Annotated in this window: 23 protein-coding genes and 1 pseudogene; 20 read left to right on the top strand and 4 right to left on the bottom strand. The window is 48.9% G+C overall.

From position 1 onward, the window contains the following. Positions 1-150: 150 nt before the first annotated feature. From ACQG1K_RS24345 to ACQG1K_RS24275, 15 genes are all read left to right on the top strand, one after another. Positions 151-528, top strand: a complete 378-nt coding sequence (locus ACQG1K_RS24345; protein WP_015063074.1) for a hypothetical protein — start codon at positions 151-153, stop codon at positions 526-528. A 135-nt stretch (positions 529-663) separates the two neighbouring features. Next, positions 664-1098, top strand: coding sequence for a hypothetical protein (locus ACQG1K_RS24340; protein WP_015063073.1), 435 nt, complete (start codon positions 664-666; stop codon positions 1096-1098). Positions 1099-1161: 63 nt separating this feature from the next. Further along, on the top strand, positions 1162-1419 hold the full coding sequence (locus ACQG1K_RS24335) for a hypothetical protein (protein ID WP_022652126.1): 258 nt from the start codon (positions 1162-1164) through the stop codon (positions 1417-1419). Between the two features lie 115 nt (positions 1420-1534). After that, positions 1535-2170, top strand: coding sequence for a hypothetical protein (locus ACQG1K_RS24330; RefSeq protein ID WP_022652125.1), 636 nt, complete (start codon positions 1535-1537; stop codon positions 2168-2170). A 61-nt stretch (positions 2171-2231) separates the two neighbouring features. Further along, positions 2232-2843: a hypothetical protein gene (locus ACQG1K_RS24325; RefSeq protein WP_022652124.1), complete on the top strand. Its 612-nt coding sequence runs from the start codon at positions 2232-2234 to the stop codon at positions 2841-2843. Then, positions 2830-4098, top strand: coding sequence for a DNA methyltransferase (locus ACQG1K_RS24320; RefSeq protein WP_022652123.1), 1269 nt, complete (start codon positions 2830-2832; stop codon positions 4096-4098). Before ACQG1K_RS24325 ends, ACQG1K_RS24320 begins: the two co-directional genes overlap by 14 nt. 175 nt (positions 4099-4273) lie before the next feature. Further along, on the top strand, positions 4274-4582 hold the full coding sequence (locus ACQG1K_RS24315) for a hypothetical protein (protein ID WP_022652122.1): 309 nt from the start codon (positions 4274-4276) through the stop codon (positions 4580-4582). A gap of 82 nt (positions 4583-4664) precedes the next feature. Then, a complete protein-coding gene (gene parS / locus ACQG1K_RS24310; RefSeq protein ID WP_032610495.1) occupies positions 4665-5105 on the top strand; it encodes a type II RES/Xre toxin-antitoxin system antitoxin in 441 nt (146 codons plus the stop codon). After that, positions 5102-5560, top strand: coding sequence for an RES family NAD+ phosphorylase (locus ACQG1K_RS24305; RefSeq protein WP_022652120.1), 459 nt, complete (start codon positions 5102-5104; stop codon positions 5558-5560). The genes parS and ACQG1K_RS24305 overlap by 4 nt, the downstream gene beginning before the upstream one ends. 37 nt (positions 5561-5597) lie before the next feature. After that, positions 5598-5828 (top strand): hypothetical protein, encoded by a 231-nt coding sequence (locus ACQG1K_RS24300; protein WP_022652119.1) that lies wholly within the window; start codon positions 5598-5600, stop codon positions 5826-5828. Positions 5829-6162: 334 nt separating this feature from the next. Further along, a complete protein-coding gene (locus ACQG1K_RS24295) occupies positions 6163-6495 on the top strand; it encodes a hypothetical protein (protein ID WP_022652118.1) in 333 nt (110 codons plus the stop codon). Between the two features lie 56 nt (positions 6496-6551). Next, the gene (locus tag ACQG1K_RS24290) at positions 6552-6815 is read left to right on the top strand and encodes a hypothetical protein (protein WP_032610382.1); all 264 of its coding nucleotides are present in this window, start codon (positions 6552-6554) and stop codon (positions 6813-6815) included. Positions 6816-7044: 229 nt separating this feature from the next. Then, the gene (locus ACQG1K_RS24285) at positions 7045-7851 is read left to right on the top strand and encodes a hypothetical protein (RefSeq protein ID WP_015063028.1); all 807 of its coding nucleotides are present in this window, start codon (positions 7045-7047) and stop codon (positions 7849-7851) included. Between the two features lie 46 nt (positions 7852-7897). Beyond that, positions 7898-8344, top strand: coding sequence for a hypothetical protein (locus tag ACQG1K_RS24280; protein WP_015063027.1), 447 nt, complete (start codon positions 7898-7900; stop codon positions 8342-8344). Between the two features lie 177 nt (positions 8345-8521). After that, the gene (locus ACQG1K_RS24275) at positions 8522-9577 is read left to right on the top strand and encodes a phosphoadenosine phosphosulfate reductase family protein (RefSeq protein WP_022652116.1); all 1056 of its coding nucleotides are present in this window, start codon (positions 8522-8524) and stop codon (positions 9575-9577) included. 27 nt (positions 9578-9604) lie between these two features. Here ACQG1K_RS24275 and ACQG1K_RS24270 read toward each other — a convergent pair whose 3' ends face one another. Both ACQG1K_RS24270 and ACQG1K_RS24265 read right to left on the bottom strand, forming a co-directional pair. Further along, positions 9605-10240 carry a hypothetical protein gene (locus ACQG1K_RS24270; protein ID WP_023279901.1) on the bottom strand — a complete coding sequence of 212 codons (636 nt, stop codon included), beginning with the start codon at positions 10238-10240 and terminating at the stop codon, positions 9605-9607. Positions 10241-10639: 399 nt separating this feature from the next. Further along, on the bottom strand, positions 10640-10873 hold the full coding sequence (locus ACQG1K_RS24265) for a hypothetical protein (RefSeq protein ID WP_012477417.1): 234 nt from the start codon (positions 10871-10873) through the stop codon (positions 10640-10642). On the opposite strand from ACQG1K_RS24265, the gene ACQG1K_RS24260 reads away from it, so the two are divergent. The 5 genes and pseudogenes from ACQG1K_RS24260 to ACQG1K_RS24240 all read left to right on the top strand — a co-directional run. Continuing rightward, a complete protein-coding gene (locus tag ACQG1K_RS24260; RefSeq protein WP_007897923.1) occupies positions 10854-12101 on the top strand; it encodes a tyrosine-type recombinase/integrase in 1248 nt (415 codons plus the stop codon). The two genes, ACQG1K_RS24265 and ACQG1K_RS24260, sit on opposite strands and share 20 nt — an antisense overlap. Next, entirely contained in the window at positions 12088-13854 is a 1767-nt protein-coding gene (locus tag ACQG1K_RS24255) for a hypothetical protein (RefSeq protein WP_032607906.1), read from the top strand. The genes ACQG1K_RS24260 and ACQG1K_RS24255 overlap by 14 nt, the downstream gene beginning before the upstream one ends. After that, on the top strand, positions 13842-15959 hold the full coding sequence (locus ACQG1K_RS24250; protein ID WP_017384059.1) for a hypothetical protein: 2118 nt from the start codon (positions 13842-13844) through the stop codon (positions 15957-15959). The genes ACQG1K_RS24255 and ACQG1K_RS24250 overlap by 13 nt, the downstream gene beginning before the upstream one ends. Positions 15960-15962: 3 nt before the next feature. After that, positions 15963-16391, top strand: a complete 429-nt coding sequence (locus tag ACQG1K_RS24245; RefSeq protein WP_017384060.1) for a hypothetical protein — start codon at positions 15963-15965, stop codon at positions 16389-16391. Positions 16392-16481: 90 nt separating this feature from the next. Next, positions 16482-17170: pseudogene (locus tag ACQG1K_RS24240) on the top strand (IS3 family transposase); the annotation flags it as partial. Between the two features lie 546 nt (positions 17171-17716). On the opposite strand, the gene ACQG1K_RS24235 reads toward ACQG1K_RS24240, so the two are convergent. Together ACQG1K_RS24235 and ACQG1K_RS24230 are read right to left on the bottom strand one after the other, a co-directional pair. Beyond that, the gene (locus tag ACQG1K_RS24235; protein WP_032622084.1) at positions 17717-18025 is read right to left on the bottom strand and encodes an ArsR/SmtB family transcription factor; all 309 of its coding nucleotides are present in this window, start codon (positions 18023-18025) and stop codon (positions 17717-17719) included. A gap of 95 nt (positions 18026-18120) precedes the next feature. Next, positions 18121-19245, bottom strand: coding sequence for an alkene reductase (locus tag ACQG1K_RS24230; RefSeq protein ID WP_017384063.1), 1125 nt, complete (start codon positions 19243-19245; stop codon positions 18121-18123). Between the last annotated feature and the right edge of the window lie 251 nt (positions 19246-19496).

Below are 19496 nucleotides of genomic sequence, written 5' to 3'. Positions count from 1 at the left end.
AAATCCTCTGGTTATATTCCTTCTTATAAACAATCCTCCTAATTTTTAAAGCTATCAATCACATCATCAACTATTCGGAAAAATTTTGCCGCAGGTTATTAGCCGTCGAGCGCGTCCTGGTATAATTGCCACATACCAACAGGAGACATCATGAATAAATTAGATATCATTTCCAGTCAGCTTAATTTCATTTCCCTTCTTAATGCTGTCGGTTATTCCGTATCTGATGTTGTATTTAAACGTCACGGTGCATCAACCGACTTTAATGCAGGTTTCTGGACGTTTGTCGCGGAGCAGAAAGATCGCTATATCGAAGTGTCGTGCAGCCTGTCACATCCTACCGCAGAAGGCACGCAGCATATCGATGTGCGCATTGATATGTTTGAAGACCCGATTGATGATGAGATCTCCCGGACTTTAGACACCAACACCTATGCCACGAATTATAAATATATTGAGCGAGTGCCGTTTACTGAATCCGTCAAAAGAGAATTTACCACCAGCCTTGGTGATATTATTTCAGAATAGTGCCAGCTTAATTCACGGCATGGATGCCTGAGATTTTCTTCAAAATATTCTCTTCCGGGTTATTAGGTTTTGAACCCAACCTGGTATTATATATCTACAGGCAATGCCAACAAATAATGAAGCGTCGGAGGCGATATGAGCATTCAGGAATTCGATTTTACCACCTGTGATTTATTTTCCATTCTGGACTCTCTGAATTATTCCCGCGAGGATATTAATGGTCTTACTCCGGCTATTTTCCGGGACGGCGAATTATCGAGAGTCTCTCTCTCTGTCGTCCAGTCTACCCGCTCGGCGGAAATCACGATCAGCCAGCGCGTGAGCACCGCCACAGGTCTCCGCTGCTATGTGCTGTTGATTGCGCAGCATGAAGACCGCATCCACAGTGAAGCCCTCAGCCAAGATGCTGAGGCGCAGTATCAGGTGAATCGCTTTATCCGCAAGATGGCTGAAGTCACGGATGCCAGCACCAAATCGATCAAGAAATGCTCTCAGATGATGAAAAAAATCATAAAGGAGCACCAGTTTAAAGCCAATCCTTCTTTCGGCCAGAGTTTCATCAAGGGTTGATTGAGTCTTGCCCCGGACGCCGGGGCAACGCTGAATAAACCCCTAACCAGCCGGGAGGCGCAGATGCCTGAAAAAAACTTCATTGTCAAAATTGTATGCCGGAATGGCGAGTATGAGCATTCCAGCGTGAAGCTTGTCGCCAGCGATACTGAGGCAAACGCCAGCCAGACGGCATTACTGAATGAGTGTCGCGACGAGGTCGAAGCACTGAGTTTTGAAGACGGCGGAGTGTATGATCTTGGCGGGGAATTCTTCTATCAAGTGAAGAGCTGCCAACAGCTGCCACCGGAGGATGCGGAGATCCTACTTCGTTACCTGTGAACCCGTGGACGGTTGCGTCAGCCGCCGTCCGTTGTAACGCGATCTTGCCTGCCCAGCCCGAGGGTTATGTGGTAATTTCCCGGCAACAGAATGATTCGAAATTAAGGTTATCAGTATGAAAAGTAAATTTGCTGAGCTGCCGGTGAAAAACGGGAAATCCGGTAACTGGACGCTGGACTCCTTTGTGATTACGCCAGAAAAAGCGCAGACCCTGAAGCTTCGCGCCGAATATACAAAGGATCAGGATGAATATATCCCGGCAGGCGTCTACCGGCGTTTGTCCTGTGATAACGAAGTGGTGATGTCCAATACGCCGATGGAGATCCGTACCTGTGAAGCTTTCATTGAGCGAGCAACTGGACGCATCCTGATTAACGGACTGGGGCTGGGAATGGTGCTGCACGCCATTCTTCAGAAGCCTGACGTGACCCACGTGACCGTCATTGAGAAGTCTCAGGATGTGATGAACCTGGTTTCCAAAGCATTTGCTCACGATCCCCGCGTTGAAATTATCCTTGCGGATGCTCTGAAATACTGCCCACCGGCAGGCGTTACCTTCAATGTGTGCTGGCATGATATCTGGCCAGATTTTTCGAGATCAAATCTTGATGAAATGGAAGCGCTCGAACGCAAATATCTCCACCTGTGCGACTGGCAGGACTCGTGGGGTAAAGAGCAGTGTGAAGCTGCCCTGATTCGTTTCGCGGCGCTGGAATCGTCACTGGAGTCCCTGATGCAGAAAGGGAAGTGACCTGCTTCACCGTCTTCCTGCGCCCACTTACGTTGAACTGAATCCATTTTAAGGATGACTGATGAAGAGTTGCTTTTCTAATTTACCTGTTAAAGATGGAACATCCGGTGCCTGGACACTGGACAGCTTCGAAATCTCCAAAGATAAGGCGGTTAGCCTTTTCCTCCGTGCCGCTACGGAGGATATCGACGCGGTTTTACAGCCCGGTAACTATCGCCGCCTTTCAAATGGCAGAAATGTGGTGATGACCAATTTGCCATACGAAATCCAACTCTGTCAGGAGTTCATAAAGCGAGCGACAGGGCACGTCCTGATCAACGGACTGGGGCTGGGGATGGTGCTGCACGCCATTCTTCAGAAGCCGGAAGTTAACAACGTGACTGTCATTGAGAAGTCGCAGGATGTGATTAACCTAGTTGCCGAGGCCTTTGCCCACGATCCCCGTGTTGAAATCATCCATGCGGATGCTCTGGAATACTGCCCACCGGCAGGCGTTACTTACGATGTGTGCTGGCACGACGTCTGGGCGGGATTATCGAGTTCAAATCTCGATGAAATGGAAGCACTCGAACGCAAATATCTCCACCTGTGCGACTGGCAGGACTCGTGGGGTAAAGAGCAGTGTGAAGCCGCCCTGGTCCGTTTTTCAAGGATGGCTGATGAGCAACCTTAACAGCGATTTGATTGCGCGGATCTATGCCGCGTCAGACACCCCGTTAACGAACGAAGAGCTGTATCGCGAGGTACAACGCGAAACGGGGATGTCGGATGCAGAACTACAGAAAATGAAGGCGTTCGGCTCGGACAAAATGCGAACCAGCGGCGTCAAGCATCAGGTTCGCTGGTATCAGCAGACGCTGCGGCAGGCCGGGGTGATCGAGCGTGTCCCGGAAAAGCGGGGCGTCTGGCGCTATGCCTTCAAAAATGACAAGAAGCTGCATGAGTCCTGGGACAAACTGTGCGTCGTTGGCTTCTCAACTTCGCTCGGGGCATCGGTCTTCGGGAATGCGTACGCGTTCTTCAGCAACATCAATGAGCAAATCCATCTCTGCCTTACGTCGCCCCCGTTCCTGCTGCGTAATGCCCGAAATTACGGGCACGGCGGCGGACGCGGTGAGCAGGCGTATATTGACTGGCTGCTGCGGATTCTTGAGCCTATCGTGAAGCAGCTCGTGCCGGGGGGCAGCGTGGCGCTCAATGTGACGCAGGACAGCTTTAATCCAGGCAGGCCATCGCGCTCTCTGTATCTGGAAAGACTGACACTGGCGCTGTGCGATAAGCTGGGTCTTGAGCTGATGGACAGACTGAACTGGGTGAACCGAGCGAAACCCCCGTCGCCGACTCACTGGGCGTGTAAACAGCGTGTTCAGCTCTGTTCGTCTTACGAGCCGGTGCTGTGGTTTACTAATGACGCGCAAAAGGTTCGTTCGAACAACATGCGCGTTCTCCAGCCTCATTCAGAGCAGCATCAGAAATTGCAGGCGTCCGGCGGCGAAAACCGCACTACATTTTACGGGGATGGCGCTTACCAGCTTAAAAATGGCGCCTTCGGCAATAAGACAGAAGGGACTATCTCCAAAAATACGCTTATGTTTGGCAATGCCTGCCCGGATACGCGGCTCTGCCATCGCATCGCCCGCGAACTGGGGTTTCCGCTGCACGGTGCAACGTCACCCACTCGACTCGCCGCATTCCTGATCGAGTTCCTCACCAGGCCTGGTGATCTGGTAGTTGAGCCATTTGCCGGTCTGCACAAAGTACCGGTTGCCGCTGAGCGGCTCGGCAGACGTTGGTATGCAACGGACAAAATAATGGAATGGCTCGGGATCTCGCGCAGCCTGTTTACAGAAATGCCGGGATACCAGAGCAGCCCGATACTCGATGACCTGGTTGCCCTTTACCGTGATGAACTGCGGGAAGGGGGATGAGCTGGGCGGTTTAGCCTGGCCAGCAGCCGGAAGTGACGCCAGCGGGGATGTCCTGCGGCGACGGCGCTGACAGAAAATGATTCAGCAACATACCGGCGTAATGGCCACCAGGATTCTTCTCCCGGATGCCTTAAAAACGACGGCGACAATTTTAATCACTGAAGGGAGTGTGAGCATGAAGAATTTGACTGAACAGGTTTCCCCCATTGAACTGCAAAAGGGCGACCGTGTTGAAGCGTACGGCGCATTAATGGAAGTGATGCACATCGTTGAATCCGGCTGTGATGTCCCCGGCGGCGTCCGCGTTGCCGCCTGCGTCTCGCGGGTTATCGGTGACACCACCGGTACTATTCCGCGTGGATGGCTGGAAACGCCCGAACAAATGTCGGAACGGGGGGCAACCTGGGCCGCAGAGCTTCCGGCTGGGCTGTACTGGAACATTCAGGGCAATGCCCATGCCAGAGTCAGCCGGGTGACGAACTGACGTTATGAGAAAGGTGAAAATATTGCCAGTAGTCACCCATATGGTATAATTGACATACCAAATGGGAGGGTCGGTTATGACTATGAAAGTTTTTTCTCCAGATTTATCCAAAATGAACCCGCACGGCTTATGGCAGGTGGTGGGTCTGGATAATGACGGCATTGCGCTGATGGACAAAATTAGCCACGGACTGGAAGGTAAAGTCGCTCATTCCATTTCTGAATGGGCGAACATCACGCCGTCGGAACTGCGCAAAATGTCCGGCATTCCGAACACCACCTTCAATCGCAGCGTAAAAGCCCGTTTCACTGCGGATCAGAGCGAACGTCTGGTGCGTATTATTCGCGTCATTGAACGGGCTGTAGAGCTGTTCGAAGGCGACAAAGAGGCAGCACAGAAATGGATGAACGAGCCAAACCGTGGCTTGAGCTGGAAGACTCCGGCAGATGTTGTCTCTTCGGAAACCGGCGCACTCGAAGTGATGCGCCTGATCACCCGTATTGAACACGGAGTCTATTCGTGATCCTGTATCGGATGACCAAGACCCGCTATATTACGACTGCATGGTCGGGATTAGGTGCGAAAGAAGCGGGAGGCCGCTGGAACAGTGTCGGCACAGCACTTGTCTATCTGTCCGAGACGGCCTCTCTGACCATGCTGGAGACGCTGGTGCATATCAATGCCCCGCAGCTTCTGGACGCTTACACGCTGCTGAGCATTGATGTCCCGGATGACCAGATCCAGGCCTTTGACTTGAACCTGCTGCCGCCGGGCTGGGCAAGTGAAGATGCGCCCGCAGAACTTGCCCTGTATGGCGATAACTGGGCTGAAAGTGGCTCTTCTGTTGCCCTGCGTATTCCCAGTGCATTATCTCCGGTGGAGTTTAACTACCTTTTAAATCCGGCTCATCCGGCGATTTTTGATCTGATGAAAACCGTCCAGAAAATTCCTTACCAGTACGACACACGGCTGAAATAGTTTCAGGTTTATATAACCTCCTGGATTGAGATGATAAATGATGACAAGCGAAAAAATCTTTAAAATCAGTGTATCGCTCGTTGTGTTATTTTCTTTCGTTTACTGGGGGCTTGATCCCGAATTTATCTGTAAATTTGCCAGTGACCCATCCAGTACCTGTGATTATTCTGAGCGTATTCCATTGCTTAACTTTATTTCTTCAGTATGGGCATTGATGCTGACTGTGACTCTGGCTGGCATTCTCGTTAAGTGGGTCAGAAAAAATTAGCCGCAGCTTTTGAACCGGGACAGGCTCTTCATAACGTCTTGTGTTCCGTCTGGTATTGCAACCGGGGCAGAGAGTATTTTACTTCAGATAATAACCTGAATATTTGAAATATACTTTTATACCAGACGATGCAGGTTCGTTGCGTACTTAATTCCGAATATGTCAAATGTGAAATGAATTGCAATCGGATAATGTGATTTTGCTGTTTCCAGATTTGTTCTCTTCCTGTTTTATTCCTCTATTTTTAAAAATTTCGCTTTGTACTTATTAGCCAGTGAACCGACTTTGCTAAAATATCCCTACAGCAACCCAACTGACGGTCGAGGTTAATAGTATGGAATCCGAACAGCTCATCACTAAAATTACTCAGACACTGAAACGCCCCGACGGCTCTGAAGTGCGTATTGTGGTGCAGCAGTCATTTGGCTTAGGCCTCACGCCTTCGCTGGGTGTGTATGTCCTGCGTCGCCCGACCACTGTCGACAACTGGCAGTTGTGCAAAAACACACCGCACAAGGACTGGCGCACCATGTCGGTGGATGAATACCAGAAACACGGGCGTTCTGAAATGCTGCGGTACGTCTCCATCGGCGAAATCCTTCGCCTAAGCGCCGCGATTGGCAAACCGATGAGCTACGTTGATACCTGTCCGGGTTTACAGGGCTGATGGTGTATTTTACCCGTAGCAGAACTGACAAATTTAAAAATTGCAGACGGAGAAAAATGATGATTAACAAACAGGGCAACGCTGTAAATCTCCCGGACTTAAGCCGACTGTATATTATCTCAGGCCGCATGATGTTTGATGATGAGGAAGAAGTGATGCTGGTTGAAGCCGACTCCTCCGGTGAAGCAGAAGCGGCATTCCGGCGACATATCGCCGACAGAGAGGCACACATTGAAAAGGCACTTGTCATTTCGTCGGCGTCCCTTCAATCACTGTTACCAGACCGGATCATTGTTTCCGCCCTGACACATACCTTATAACTGAATCTTTCCCATTTAATAAATGCCGCCCTTGTGGCGGTTTTTTATTTTTTCCGCATAATTACTTAATGCCGCCCTCTAAATAATGGCTGGATTAATAAATATGGCGCCTGTCTTCTCTATAAAAACTTCGAAAATATTTCATTTCGGGTTATTAGGTGCGGGTATCTGTTTTGATATTATCTATTCACAGACAGCAATCACACTTAATTAAATAAGGAGTTATGCAATGGCAAATAATTACACTCAGGCATCCTTCACAATTCTCTGTTCACAGGAACAGGCTCAGATGGCTCTGGACGCGATTGCGTATGTTACGGACACGGATGTGTCGGAAGGTGATCACCTGCTGTCTAAACCTGCTTCAGAGTGTTCCCTCACTGAACTGCTGGTCCTGGGTATTATTCAGAACCACCCGGAGTGCGATCCGTTTGAGCCGACTTTTGGTCAGCCGGAGTCACCAGAAGACAATTACGAGCTGGAACTCAAAGCGGAAATCACCGGTAGCGGTCTGGCAATCAGCCATGATGAAAGCATTAACCTCGACCACGCAATCGCGGTAACAACTGCCGTGTTGTCGGTGTTTAACCTGCCTGAAATGGTCACAATCAATGCCGCTTTCGTCTGCGACCGACCACGCGAAAACGAGTTCGGCGGTGCGACAATCGTGGTGACTAAAGATACACACCACTATGAGGAAGGCTTTAATTTTTCCCGCCTGATGAACGAAGCCCATGATGCCGGTGTTCAGTATGCGTTGGTGAAAGTGAACCAGTATAACCACGAAAACACATACACAGAATGCTATCTGATGAGCTGCAAAGCGTCTGAATCGCCTTATGACGTTGCACGCCACCGCCTGGCCTCGGACGAGAGTACTTCTGACGATCCTGATGAGGATGGAGTCATCATTCTCAGCGAAGAAGACAACACCAGCATGGCGCTTCACAGCGTCACCGAACTGACGCCCGTCGTGTACGACAGCCTGAGCAAATTGCTGCCTTCGCTGGACGTATTGTGCCCCGTGACTGCCTGATAACCCTAGATTGCCACCGGGACAGCCGGTGGCATGGAGAGCTGAAATGTTCAATAAACTTTTGATTGCGTCCGCTAGCTGCATCAATGAATTTGCGAGTGAAGTCCCGCAAAGCGTCTTCTTTTCCATTGATACATCGCTGGCTCAGCGTATCCGTGAACTGGCGGCATACGTGAAAGAGAATGATTTGTACGTTGCAGAGTTTTTCTTCTATGACTGCCTCTGGTCCGAAACATCGGAAGAGGACATTGAGGAACTCATGGCGAAGGCTGCATTTATTGAAAGTGACAGTAACGGGCAGGAAACCATGCTCCGGGACGTCATGCCGTCCTCTCGCACGGAAACAACTTCCATCCGGGTCATGAAAGAATCATTTCAACTGACGGCTGTACCCCGCCATTGCGGTGATGACATGATGCTCAATACCCCCAGAATTCCGTTGGCAGAGCTGGAATCAAATACGACGGTTTTAATTACCCAGCAGTATTCGTGAGAGCGTGGTAAAGATAATATATTTATTGCCGCGTAATTCTATTTATTCAGTGCTATTTAGTTAAATTGGCATAATTCCAATTTAACTAAATTTATCTTCACATATTGCACTGAAGATATTAGATGGGTTTAATAAATAACGCGATAATGCAGCGAAAGCCAAAATTCAGGAAATAATATGTATATCGAAATAAAAGAAACATTCCTTGAATTACCCTCAGAAATTCAATTTTCTGAGGCGGCTAACGCTGCCATTCTGACGCAGGATAAATGGGGCGATGTCTGGCAAACACTGAAGACCGATGCGGATCTGAATTATACCGATGCCGGTGAGCCGGTCAGTCTCGCATCGCGCGTGACGACGGCAACCAGTGCCATTTATCATGCGATTACCGAAGGCTGGACCATGTGCGTCGGCTACAGCGGCGGGAAAGACTCCCACTCGCTACTGCACCTGTTCCTCATGGCCCTGATCCGTGCCGTACGGAACGGGTCGAACGTCAGCCAGCACCACTTCATTCAGATCTCCAACACCCTGATTGAAAACCCTGAGATGCATCATCAGTCCACGCAGGTTCTCAGCCAGCTCCGAGCCTTTATTGCCGAACAGCAACTGCCCGTGACCGTCCTGGTGGCCCACCCGTCCATGACCCAGAGCTGGGTCGGACGCATTCTGACCGGGCGCGGACTTCCGACCTGGACAAATTCCAATACGCGTCAATGCTCTACAGATCTCAAACGCTCTCCACTGCGCCAGGCCAAAGCCCGTTATTTAAAAAATGCACCAGCTTCCGTCCGCAACAAAGTGTGCCTGATGCTGGGTTCCCGCGATGATGAGAGCGCCCGTCGGGCAGGCAACATCCTCAGAATGGGCGGGCAGTCGGACAGCGTCTCGCTCACGGAGCTCGGCGGCGAACTGTACCCGGTGAAAGAGTGGCGGACACAGGATATCTGGTCATTTCTGATGGCCTGTGGTTCGCTGGCGCGATTTCCGCTGCCAAGCTTTTTGCCGGACAACTTCAGCCTCGCCACGCTTTACAAAGACGCGACCGGGGAATGTATCTGGACGCCGGAGAAATACACGGCCCGGTCTTCTGCCTGCGGCGCTCGCTATGGATGCTCGCTTACTCTTGTTTTTATGTATTTAGAGTTAAACTCTACTTTTCTATTTTTAGAATTCAAGCTATTCATCGTAATTGAGAGATATCCTTTTAATGTTCAGCAAGCCTGTTAAAAGCACTTTATCTGAACCGCGTTTTGCCTAAATCCTGCTCAATATATACTCTCCCTGAGTTCTGAAATCCTCAAATTCCCCAATCTTAAAGCATTGATACATAGATGATGTCAGATAATGCGCAATCATCTCACCGCCAATATGGATCCGTTCCGGGTGTGAGTATGTCGCCTGTATAGCCCTTTGTTCATTCATCATTACAGGAATTGTCTGCAACAAATCCCCATCCAGGATTTGGCACTCAGGTTTTACTCCTGTTCCGTATTGTAATTGCTCTGATTCGAAATCATGGACTGAGCGATAGGCGAACGAAACGATATTTCCTGTTTCCTCGCAAATTGCGAACTGATAAACACTGGTTGTCACCGTTGAAGAAGAGGGAATTGCATGGTCATGCTTGTATTGTTTCCACAGCCTCCTTAGACAGGCCGATGTATGATAATTGAGATTTTGTATACCTGATACGACCATTCTGGTTGATGCTTCAAGCAACCAGGTGTTAGAAAATCCACCTGCCCCCGTACCTGCTATGATGGTTCTTAGCTGGGGGATGTAACCTGCTTTGGAAACAAAAGATAACGGCTCCCCATTATCGGTGACGGCAAGGGTATCTGTTACAATCAGTGCTTGTGCTTCGTCTGTATAAAATATCAGTGATGACATATTTTCCTCATCCAGAAAAGACATTACATGAATCACAGAACAGGTCACTACAACCACGTGAAAGGGAGTCAGACCATTTTCCAGAGGTAAATATATTCTTGTGTTTGGACGCGTTGCGGTTCTCTGTAAAAAATATATAGCACAAACAAAAGTCCCCGCAGGGATAAATATAGTTATATGCGCTTTTTCTGCTGGCTTTTACAATTGAAAGTGACAGGTAAACGAAATGTGTTACAGGTTTCTTTTGCTTTTCGTTGGGTTCTGTATATGCGAATTTACCCTGTGTGTTATTTTTGCAATGGACTCAGGCTGTATTCAATCAATTAAGGTTTACTTCTGGCATTAAGATGTATCCGTTGCCTGTTTTTTAAGGGCACGGTTTGTGCCGGGAAATGAAAATCACATCTTAAGTTCTTCACTCAAAGGATTTGTGATGTTTATCACGTATGGTCCGGGTAACGTGTTGAGGTCAATGTATTGCATCGTGATGGTGTCGTTACATCTTTTACTTTCCTCCTGATTTGCATATTCACTCCCGGCAACCTGGTTGTTTGTTTTTTCTTCTTCCGGATTTATAGTGTAGGCATGAGGTGGCGTTTCAGGGCGACAGACTGTGAGGATAATCACTAACATTCATGCGCGTTATGGGCGTGTCAGCAAACTGGATGCAACAGAGCCGAAACTGAAATTTGAACCCGGATTTCTGTATGCTGAAATACCTTATATTAGCGGCATCCAGAATCGAAAACTGAGCCGATATGTACACTTTTATCTTATGGATAAAGCTATCCTGCAGGCCAGGGATTTAAAGCCTTTAGCCCGGGCATTTTTACGCTGGATAAGGTGGCTGGAGGATAACGGACTTGACCCTTTCACCCCGGGAACGTTGAAATACCAAAGCCCTACATATGGCTTCAGGGAGTATCTTCTGGGGGCCGTAAGGCAGGGGCGCATCGCCTCATCCACCGCGGCGGTGTACATCAGCGTTATCCGACGGTTTTACGTATTTCTGGGCAAGTGTGGTGAGCTGGCTGCCAGCTCATTTTTTACGTTGGTCGAAAAAGTCGTTGACGGGCGACGCAAGGTGATAAGTTCGGATCTTGCCATCAGGATAACCAGCACAACAAAAAGGACAATCAACCCACTGAATGATGCAGAGGTTCATATCCTGGATGAGGCACTGAAATCTGAGTCCGGGTTGTTCAGTTTAATGATTGTGCTGATGAAAAATTGTGGGTTACGGCTGGATGAAATGCTGACCCTGCCGTCGTCACTCTTTACTGAAGAGTACCTTGCCAGTGTCCCTGTATCTGAGTTGACCATCAGGGGGCTTCATATTGGTCCGAGATGCGGAGTTCATACGAAGTTTGGGATGACGCGAGAACTCTTCATCACCAGACGATTGTACGAGCAGGTTCTGGATTATCTGGCGGATGAGGAGTATGAAAAGAAGATCCAAAAATGGCGTGCACGACAGGGTGGGGAAGGGCGGCACGAGCCTTTATTTTTAATGGCAAACGGGAAACGGATGTCTGAAAAAGCCTTTTACTCCCGCTGGTACAGTTTTCGCCATCGCCTGGCCCGGTCTGCTCCGGGAAATGTGTTCAGACATAAACCCCATGATTTGCGGGCAACGTTTGCGACCCATTTTTTACGCTCGGCACTGAGTTGCTATCCCGATCAGGCCGCAAATGCGCTGGGTACAGTAAAATACTGGATGGGCCATAAAAGCGAAAATACGACGATGAAATACATCGTCTTTCTTCAGCAAAACCAGATTTCTGATGCAGTCGCCGGGGTCATGGACGCATTGATTGACGGTGCTGCAGGTCGCGATGGAGCCATATATGAGCCGGAGTGAAACGCAGATAACGTGGATGGCCGAAAATGTGCTGTCATGGGAGACGGTCAGCGGACACATCACTCAGCGGGATCTGAACCGATATTATTTACTTGACGTTTATCTTCAGGCTCATTTTTCAGATTATGTGTTGCTCCCCGGATGGTTTAGTGAACATTCGCATCTTGCCCGCCCTGAAAAACGCGATTTTATTGCCTCTCTGAAACGATTTCTTCTGTCTTACCGTCCCGCCGGAAGGTTAACCATTTTCCGTTATCTCAATATGTTTTTTATATGGCAGTCAGTCAATCAGTATGACTATGGCACGGCTGAAGGCGTTGAAATGTATATTAAACATCTCATGAACGATATTCGTCGGCGAAAAATTTCAGTCAGGATGGCAAGACACTACTTGTCCGTGGTCAACCGGTTTTTGCTTACGGGCGGGCAGATTCAGAGGCGGTATGAATATGAATTCTTACCGAAAGGAACGTATCAGCAGCAGGGAAGGGATAGCTATACCAGGAATGAACTTTCCGAGATCCTGAGGCAGTTGTCATCCATGAATGAGTTCCTTGCGGGATGTATCCGGGAGCATATCGCTAAATCGGAAAAAGGGGTGCGGCATTTCTCACCGTCTTTGCTGGCACCTGTTTATGAAGCGTATTTCCGGTATCCGGGAGAGAACGGGGTCAGCAGGGCAGAGATCATCATCAGGGACGTTCTGGAAAATTACTTTCTTACTTCTTTTTTTCTGTTCTGTTACCACACATGGGGAAACACCTCTCAGGTTCTGGGTCTGACGCGGGATGATATACATCTGGATGAAAAGGGTATCAGCACTGATTATGTTTATAAGGGGAGAGCGAATAAGTATATACGTCTGACGATAGGTAAATCGGAGTATGTGACCAAACGTGCGGGCTATTACTGGTTTCTGTCTTTTATCAGGCTCAGGGACGACATCGTTAACTATCTGGTTTCCGCAGATAACTTCCCTCCGGTACAGGCGCTGTTTCTGAGTGAGCCGCAGGTGAAATTCCGTAAGCTTTATTCTCTTAATCCCAGTCATCTGACTAAATTTTCTAACTCTGAGGGGGCGTGGGCCACGATGCGGCAGCTTAATCCCTCGCTTCCATCAATTACCGTTTCTGGCTTGCGCAAAACGTCTGAGCAGTATACGGACAGAACATTAAAGAATGGTCTGATTACGGCGGAAAAAGCACAGCATAACTGGGGCACTTACAGGCGGAATTATGCTGCAGGTAACCCACAGGGGGCGAAGGAAAACTTCAGTGCTGCACTTGATACGCTTATGAATCAGGGGATTGCGACACGTGCGTTATCCGAGCGGGTAAAAGTTGCTGATGAGCTGGGGATCGATCTGCGTGGAAGCGATGAGGGTGTGGATCTTTTATTGAATGGCCTGGGATGTCGATCGCAGGAGCCGCCTACAGATATTGAATTGCGCTTTATAAAAAAGCAAAAACGATTTGGCCGGACACCAAAGGCTTGTGCGGATTTTTCTCATTGTGTCGAATGTTCAAAAAGTTGCGTTGTGGAAACGCTGGAGTCTGTATGGCTCCTGCTGTCATTCAGGCATGCTATCGAGTATGGAAAACCGTTGTACATCGGTTCGGTCAATGCTGTGGAGCGTTATGAAACGTTACTCCTGAAGATTGATTTACGGCTTGGGCTGGTAGATGAGGCGATCCTGAAAAAAGCGCGCGTTAAACTTCAGCGAGAAGGTGTGGCTCCGGTATGGCAGATTTGAAGAAAAAAGAGGTAAGCCGTAGTCGAATGGCGGAGTTTCCTGCCGGAACGCCGCTTCGTTCAGGGGATGAGTTTCCGACTGAGGATATCATCTGTGAGGCACTAGAAAACAAAAGCTTTGAACGTCTGAATAACTGCCTGGTTATCGCCAGCTCAGATGAACATGATATGCGTTTTATCAATGAGGAGACGCTGAATATTTATTTCAGGGATGATGTCTGGACCAATCGCTATGTCAGAACCCATATTGGTGAAACGTTAAGAACCGTTAATTTTTCAGGCATACGGGATCCTGAACTGCGTCTTGAAGCCAAAATCATCTCAGCCAGCCTGCTCTGGATTGTCGGCAGGACCGCGAAGACGCAGTCACTGATCCGGAAATGTGCAAACATTGTGGCGGGAGCCCGTATTATTGAGTCTATGGGGTATCGCAGTCTGTTTCAGCTTCGTTTTCCGCTTGTCCGGAATGCTTTCATTGTAAAGATGAAGGAGGAGGATGAGCACGGCAGGAAGCGTTCTGAAAGAACATTACGTAATTACTTTATGGACCTGGCGGATATCTCGCTGACAGGTCATACCCGTCTTCGAAAATACGGTTACTTTCCTGATATTAGCTTCGACAGTTACAACAGTGTGGATGATTCAAACCAGACATATTGTATGCCTTTCAGTCTTATGATGTCTGTCTGGGAAGGGCTGATTACTGAACTGGATGCTGAAATCAGTGATTTCGATTTTGACGGGTTTTCCCGGCTGTGCGCTATCATAAACGGTTTTTATGATTCGCCTTACTATACGTCGATGCTGGAAGCCCGTAAAAGAGGGACAGCAAAAAGCATACCGGATTACCGGGCCGCGTATTACTACAATATTGTTGCCGGGGAAATTCGGGCGCTTTTCGCGACACTTGGCCCCGGGATGCAGGGCTGGTTCTCGGTACATAAAAATAAGCGCTGGAGATCTGATTTTATTGGCGTTGATCACATAAAGCTGAACACCTGGCATTTTGAGCTGACGTTAAAAGTCATGAATGTGATACAGGCCATGTCGGGGATGAGACACAGCGAAGTGCTTGGCGTGATGCACGGTTCACTGATTTATGATGGTGATATCCTGGGACTTCGTTCGGTGTTGCATAAGTTCGCCCCGGAAGGTGGAAGTCACGAAGACTGGGTTGTTTGTCGCTATGTGGAAAAGCCTTTTCAGCATTTACGCAGAATTAATCAAATCATGACAGGCCTGGACGGGAAGACGCTGGACAATGTTCCATTGTCTTTAAATATCAGGTCGTGGTTCTCGGAGCAAAAACTCTCTTTTATGGGGACGCAGCGCCAGACTGAGTGGGCAAAGAAATTTGTGAAAAGACACCATCTGTTCATCCGACGTGACCATATTGATGAGTTCAGGCTTTTAAATCCAAACATACGTGATGATGAACGCGTTGCGATGGAGATTCGGGAGGGGGCTTTCTGGCCATTGCGAACCCATCAGTTTCGCCGTTCACTTGCTGTACACCTCAGGCGTCTTGATCTGATTTCTACTAATGATCTTATCCGGCAGTTTAAGCACTTAATCAGAGGCATGACGGAGTGGTATATGTCCGGTGCACTCAACGCTTCGCATTTTAGCCGGGCGATCCCTCAGGCATTCGCTGCCGAGATTGAAAGGGTTGATACCGAACTCTCAGCTTCCAGGGCTGTTTCTTATCAGCATGAAGGCCTGCTTTATGGCGAAGGCGGGAAGTTACTGATGTCCCAGAGAGGTGGGCACTTACATCAGATGACGTTTCCTACACTGAAAAAAGCGATGAGCATGGCTAAACGAGGCGGGCAAAAACTGGTATCTCTTGGAAACGGTTTTTATTGCATGAATGGCCATGACTGCGAGTTTAAGGCGGTTGTTCAGTCAGCGTCCTGCAATCCGGGATGTGAGAACATGCTGGCCGGAGCTGATTCTGTTCCCGTGTGGAAACGCAGGATGGCTCATTATGACAACCTTCTGGAGATTGCCGTGCGAAATAATGCTCCTCAGGCTGACAGGGATTTTCTGATGCTTGAGAGAGATTTTTATGCAGATGCTGTCCGCTTTTTTGAAAAGGATGAATAGAGCATGACGAACGAACAGTCGGGGGTTAAAAAAACACAGGCAAGAGCAGAGCAGGCCCTGAGGGAACTGATGTTATCAGGGGAGCGTATCAGCCAGTATGCTGTGGAAAAACGAGCGGGGCTGGCAAACGGCACCCTGAATTATAACTGTCCTGAGTACAGGCAGGTCAGGGAGGCTATCCGCAGTCTGAAAAAAACGTGCCAGGGCACCGCGCCGGTTGATGAGCAGGGCATTGAGCAGCAGATCAAGCTGAAAGAAAAGTATCGCCGTCAGAGAAATGAGCTGAGGGAAGAAATCAAAAAGATGATGGCTGAAAATGTAGAGCTGTTACATAACCTTATACTTTTACAGCAGTATGTCAGGGAGCTTGAACGCAACACCGGGAGGGAGAAAGGGGACGTCATTCCGTTCTCGGGTGGTGTCAGGGACTGAGGCTATACTGAACGGAAGGACGCGAGGTGAATCGCCACGGGTTTAACAGACACCTCAGAGTCATTTAAGATGGCTTAAAGAGAGGTGCCCATGAGCGGTAAGCGTTATCCCGAAGAGTTTAAAATTGAAGCAGTCAAACAGGTTGTTGATCGCGGTTATTCTGTTGCCAGCGTTGCAACGCGTCTCGATATCACCACCCACAGCCTTTACGCCTGGATAAAGAACTACGGTCCGGATTCTTCCACTAATAAAGAACAGTCAGATGCTCAGGCCGAGATCCGCCGTCTTCAGAAAGAGCTGAAGCGGGTTACCGACGAACGGGACATATTAAAAAAAGCCGCGGCGTACTTCGCAAAGCTGTCCGACTGAGGTACGCCTTTATTCGTGACAACACCTGTTGCTGGCCTGTTCGCCTGCTCTGTCGGGTGCTGGATGAACATCCCAGTGGTTTTTACGCCTGGCTTCAGCAGCCGCATTCACAACGCCATCAGGCAGACCTGAGACTGACAGGACAGATTAAACAGTTCTGGCTGGAATCGGGATGCGTCTATGGTTATCGCAAAATCCATCTGGATCTGCGGGACAGCGGGCAACAGTGCGGAGTGAACAGAGTCTGGCGACTGATGAAACGTGTCGGGATAAAGGCTCAGGTCGGATACCGGAGCCCGAGGGCATGTAAAGGCGAGGCCAGTATCGTGTCGCCCAACAAGCTCCAGCGACAGTTCAATCCGGATGCTCCGGATGAGCGTTGGGTAATCACAGCGTGGTTTCCTCAAACCCTCGCTGTGAATTAACTGAAATACTTCATTGAAGCTGTAACCAAACAGTTAACTGAAAGAATGAGCCCGCAGAGCATTGCACAGCGATGACACCATTTGTTGAGCTTCACCGTTTTCGCATACAACCGTCCGGAATTTGGAAAAGCACTGTCTTTTTGTACTGACCGATCATGATTAAGTGACACCTCTTCGAAAAAGAGAGCGCGATGAGCGATTAATATATGGCTCGAAAGACAATTATGTTGGGCTTTTATGACCGCTGTCAGAGGTATTATCTTACCCGGACGGCAACAGGGTCGGAATGTCATCAGCGGCACTGTAACAAGCTATCCGCCATCTTAAATATCTGCAGGTCCTTTCACCGAGTATGCACACCAACCGACAGAGTGATTTGACCCAAACTGGTGGATATTTTGCAAAACTATTAGCCTCTTATGACCGGTCTGCAGCCTGATATTGAGGAATTAGTGCGCTTTCATGGAATGCCTGCCGGGATCGCAAGTACGAACCCCCGGTACTGTTACACTGAATGTGCTCAGTCCTGTATCAGATTGTATTTTTCAGCAACTCAAGAACAACCCTTATTTTATCATTGTCACGTTTGTAGTACGTCCAGGGACCGATGCGCTGAGAAGTAACAAGTTGTGCCCGTTGAAGAGCTGAGAGGTAAAGAGAAACGGTAGACTGTGAGAGCCCGACCTTTTCCTGAATGATACTGACACACACACCGAACTCGTCCGCATCAGCATAAGGCTGATGGAAGTGTATTTTCGGTTCCTTGAGCATATACAGAATTTTTCTTCTAACAGGGTTTCCCAGCGCCTTAATCACGTCATTCAAATCAATATCAGGCATAAACTCTGTCACTTGTCGCATTGAGGAATTGCAATGTTACGATACTTCTCTACGTTAAGCATCAGCTTTTGAAAAGCTGATGCTCATAAGAATGGTTAGCCAAAGGCGGGATAATCTGTGTAGCCTTTTGCCGTTCCACCATACATGGTTGTTGGATCGACCGGATTCAGTGGCCATTCATGATAAAGGCGCTGCGGTAAATCCGGATTAGCTATGAACGGGCGGCCAAATCCGATAATGTCTCCCCAGCCAGCACCGATAATCCGTTCGGCTTTTTCTTGCGTATATCGCCCGGCATACATAATTACACCGCTGAATAACTTACGGACTTCAGCTCTGAATGCTTCAGGCAATTCGGGAGCATCATCCCAGTCGGCTTCAGCAAGAGAAATATAGGCTATTCCGATTTCTTCAAGAATTTTAACGGCTTCGGTATAGGTTTCATGGGGATCATCTTCCACCAGGCCAAGATAGACCCTTACTTCATCCGTGGTCTGAAAGAGCGGAGCAAAACGGACTCCCACACGGTCTTTACCGACCACATCAGCGACAGCCTGCGTCACTTCGCGCAGAAACCGCAGCCGGTTATGTAATGAGCCACCATATTCATCCTCTCTTTTGTTGCTATGGGATGACATGAACTGGTTAACCAGGTATCCATTTGCACAGTGAATTTCCACACCGTCAAAACCGGCATCAAGGGCGTTCTGAGCTGCCCCGGCGTACATCCTGACAATCTCACTAATTTCCTCTTTTTCCAGTGCGCGGGGGCAGGAAGCGGTAGCCAGCGCCCCCTCTCCCGGCCCGGTTTCGATGAATACCTTAACGTTTTCCCCTGCCGGTATCGCCGACGGAGCGACAGGCGAGGCGTTACCTGGCTGCAGGGAGTTATGGGATACTCTTCCGACATGCCAGAGCTGGGCAAAAATGATGCCTTCTTTTTCATGCACTGCCCGCGTCACTTTCTTCCAGCCTTCCACTTGCCGTGAGCTGTAGATCCCCGGGGTCCACGCATAACCCTGCCCACGAGGTTCGATTTGTGTTCCTTCGGTCACCATAAACCCGGCACTGCTGCGCTGTGCGTAATATTCAGCCATCAGTTCGTTCGGAATATCACCCGGTTGTGAGCTCCGTGAGCGGGTTAAAGGCGGAAGTACAACACGATTCTTCAGGGTGTAGGGACCTAGTCTGGTGGGAGAGAACAGGTTTTTCGTCTTCATTACATATCCTGATATAGCGAATTTTCAATATCACTGAAACGCCATGTCTCAGCATTTACGACCTGGCATGTCGTCGTTCGGCCGATGTAGCCGCAGAACCACGACACTTTATTCCACATATTGAGATTTACCAATATCTAGATTTATAAAAATTATGATCGGATGAGCGGAACGGGGGGGTTGCCTGATGGCTCACAGAATCGGCATCATGAACCTAAATGGTTCTGATAATGTTATCGGAGCTCCTGAAC

It is taken from the genome of Enterobacter cloacae complex sp. 402C9 (genome assembly GCF_050030745.1).
In the GTDB taxonomy this organism is placed as follows: Bacteria; Pseudomonadota; Gammaproteobacteria; order Enterobacterales; family Enterobacteriaceae; genus Enterobacter; species Enterobacter intestinihominis.
The sequence above is the reverse complement of the archived record's forward strand: the minus strand, read 5'-3'. Positions and strand labels throughout refer to the sequence as shown.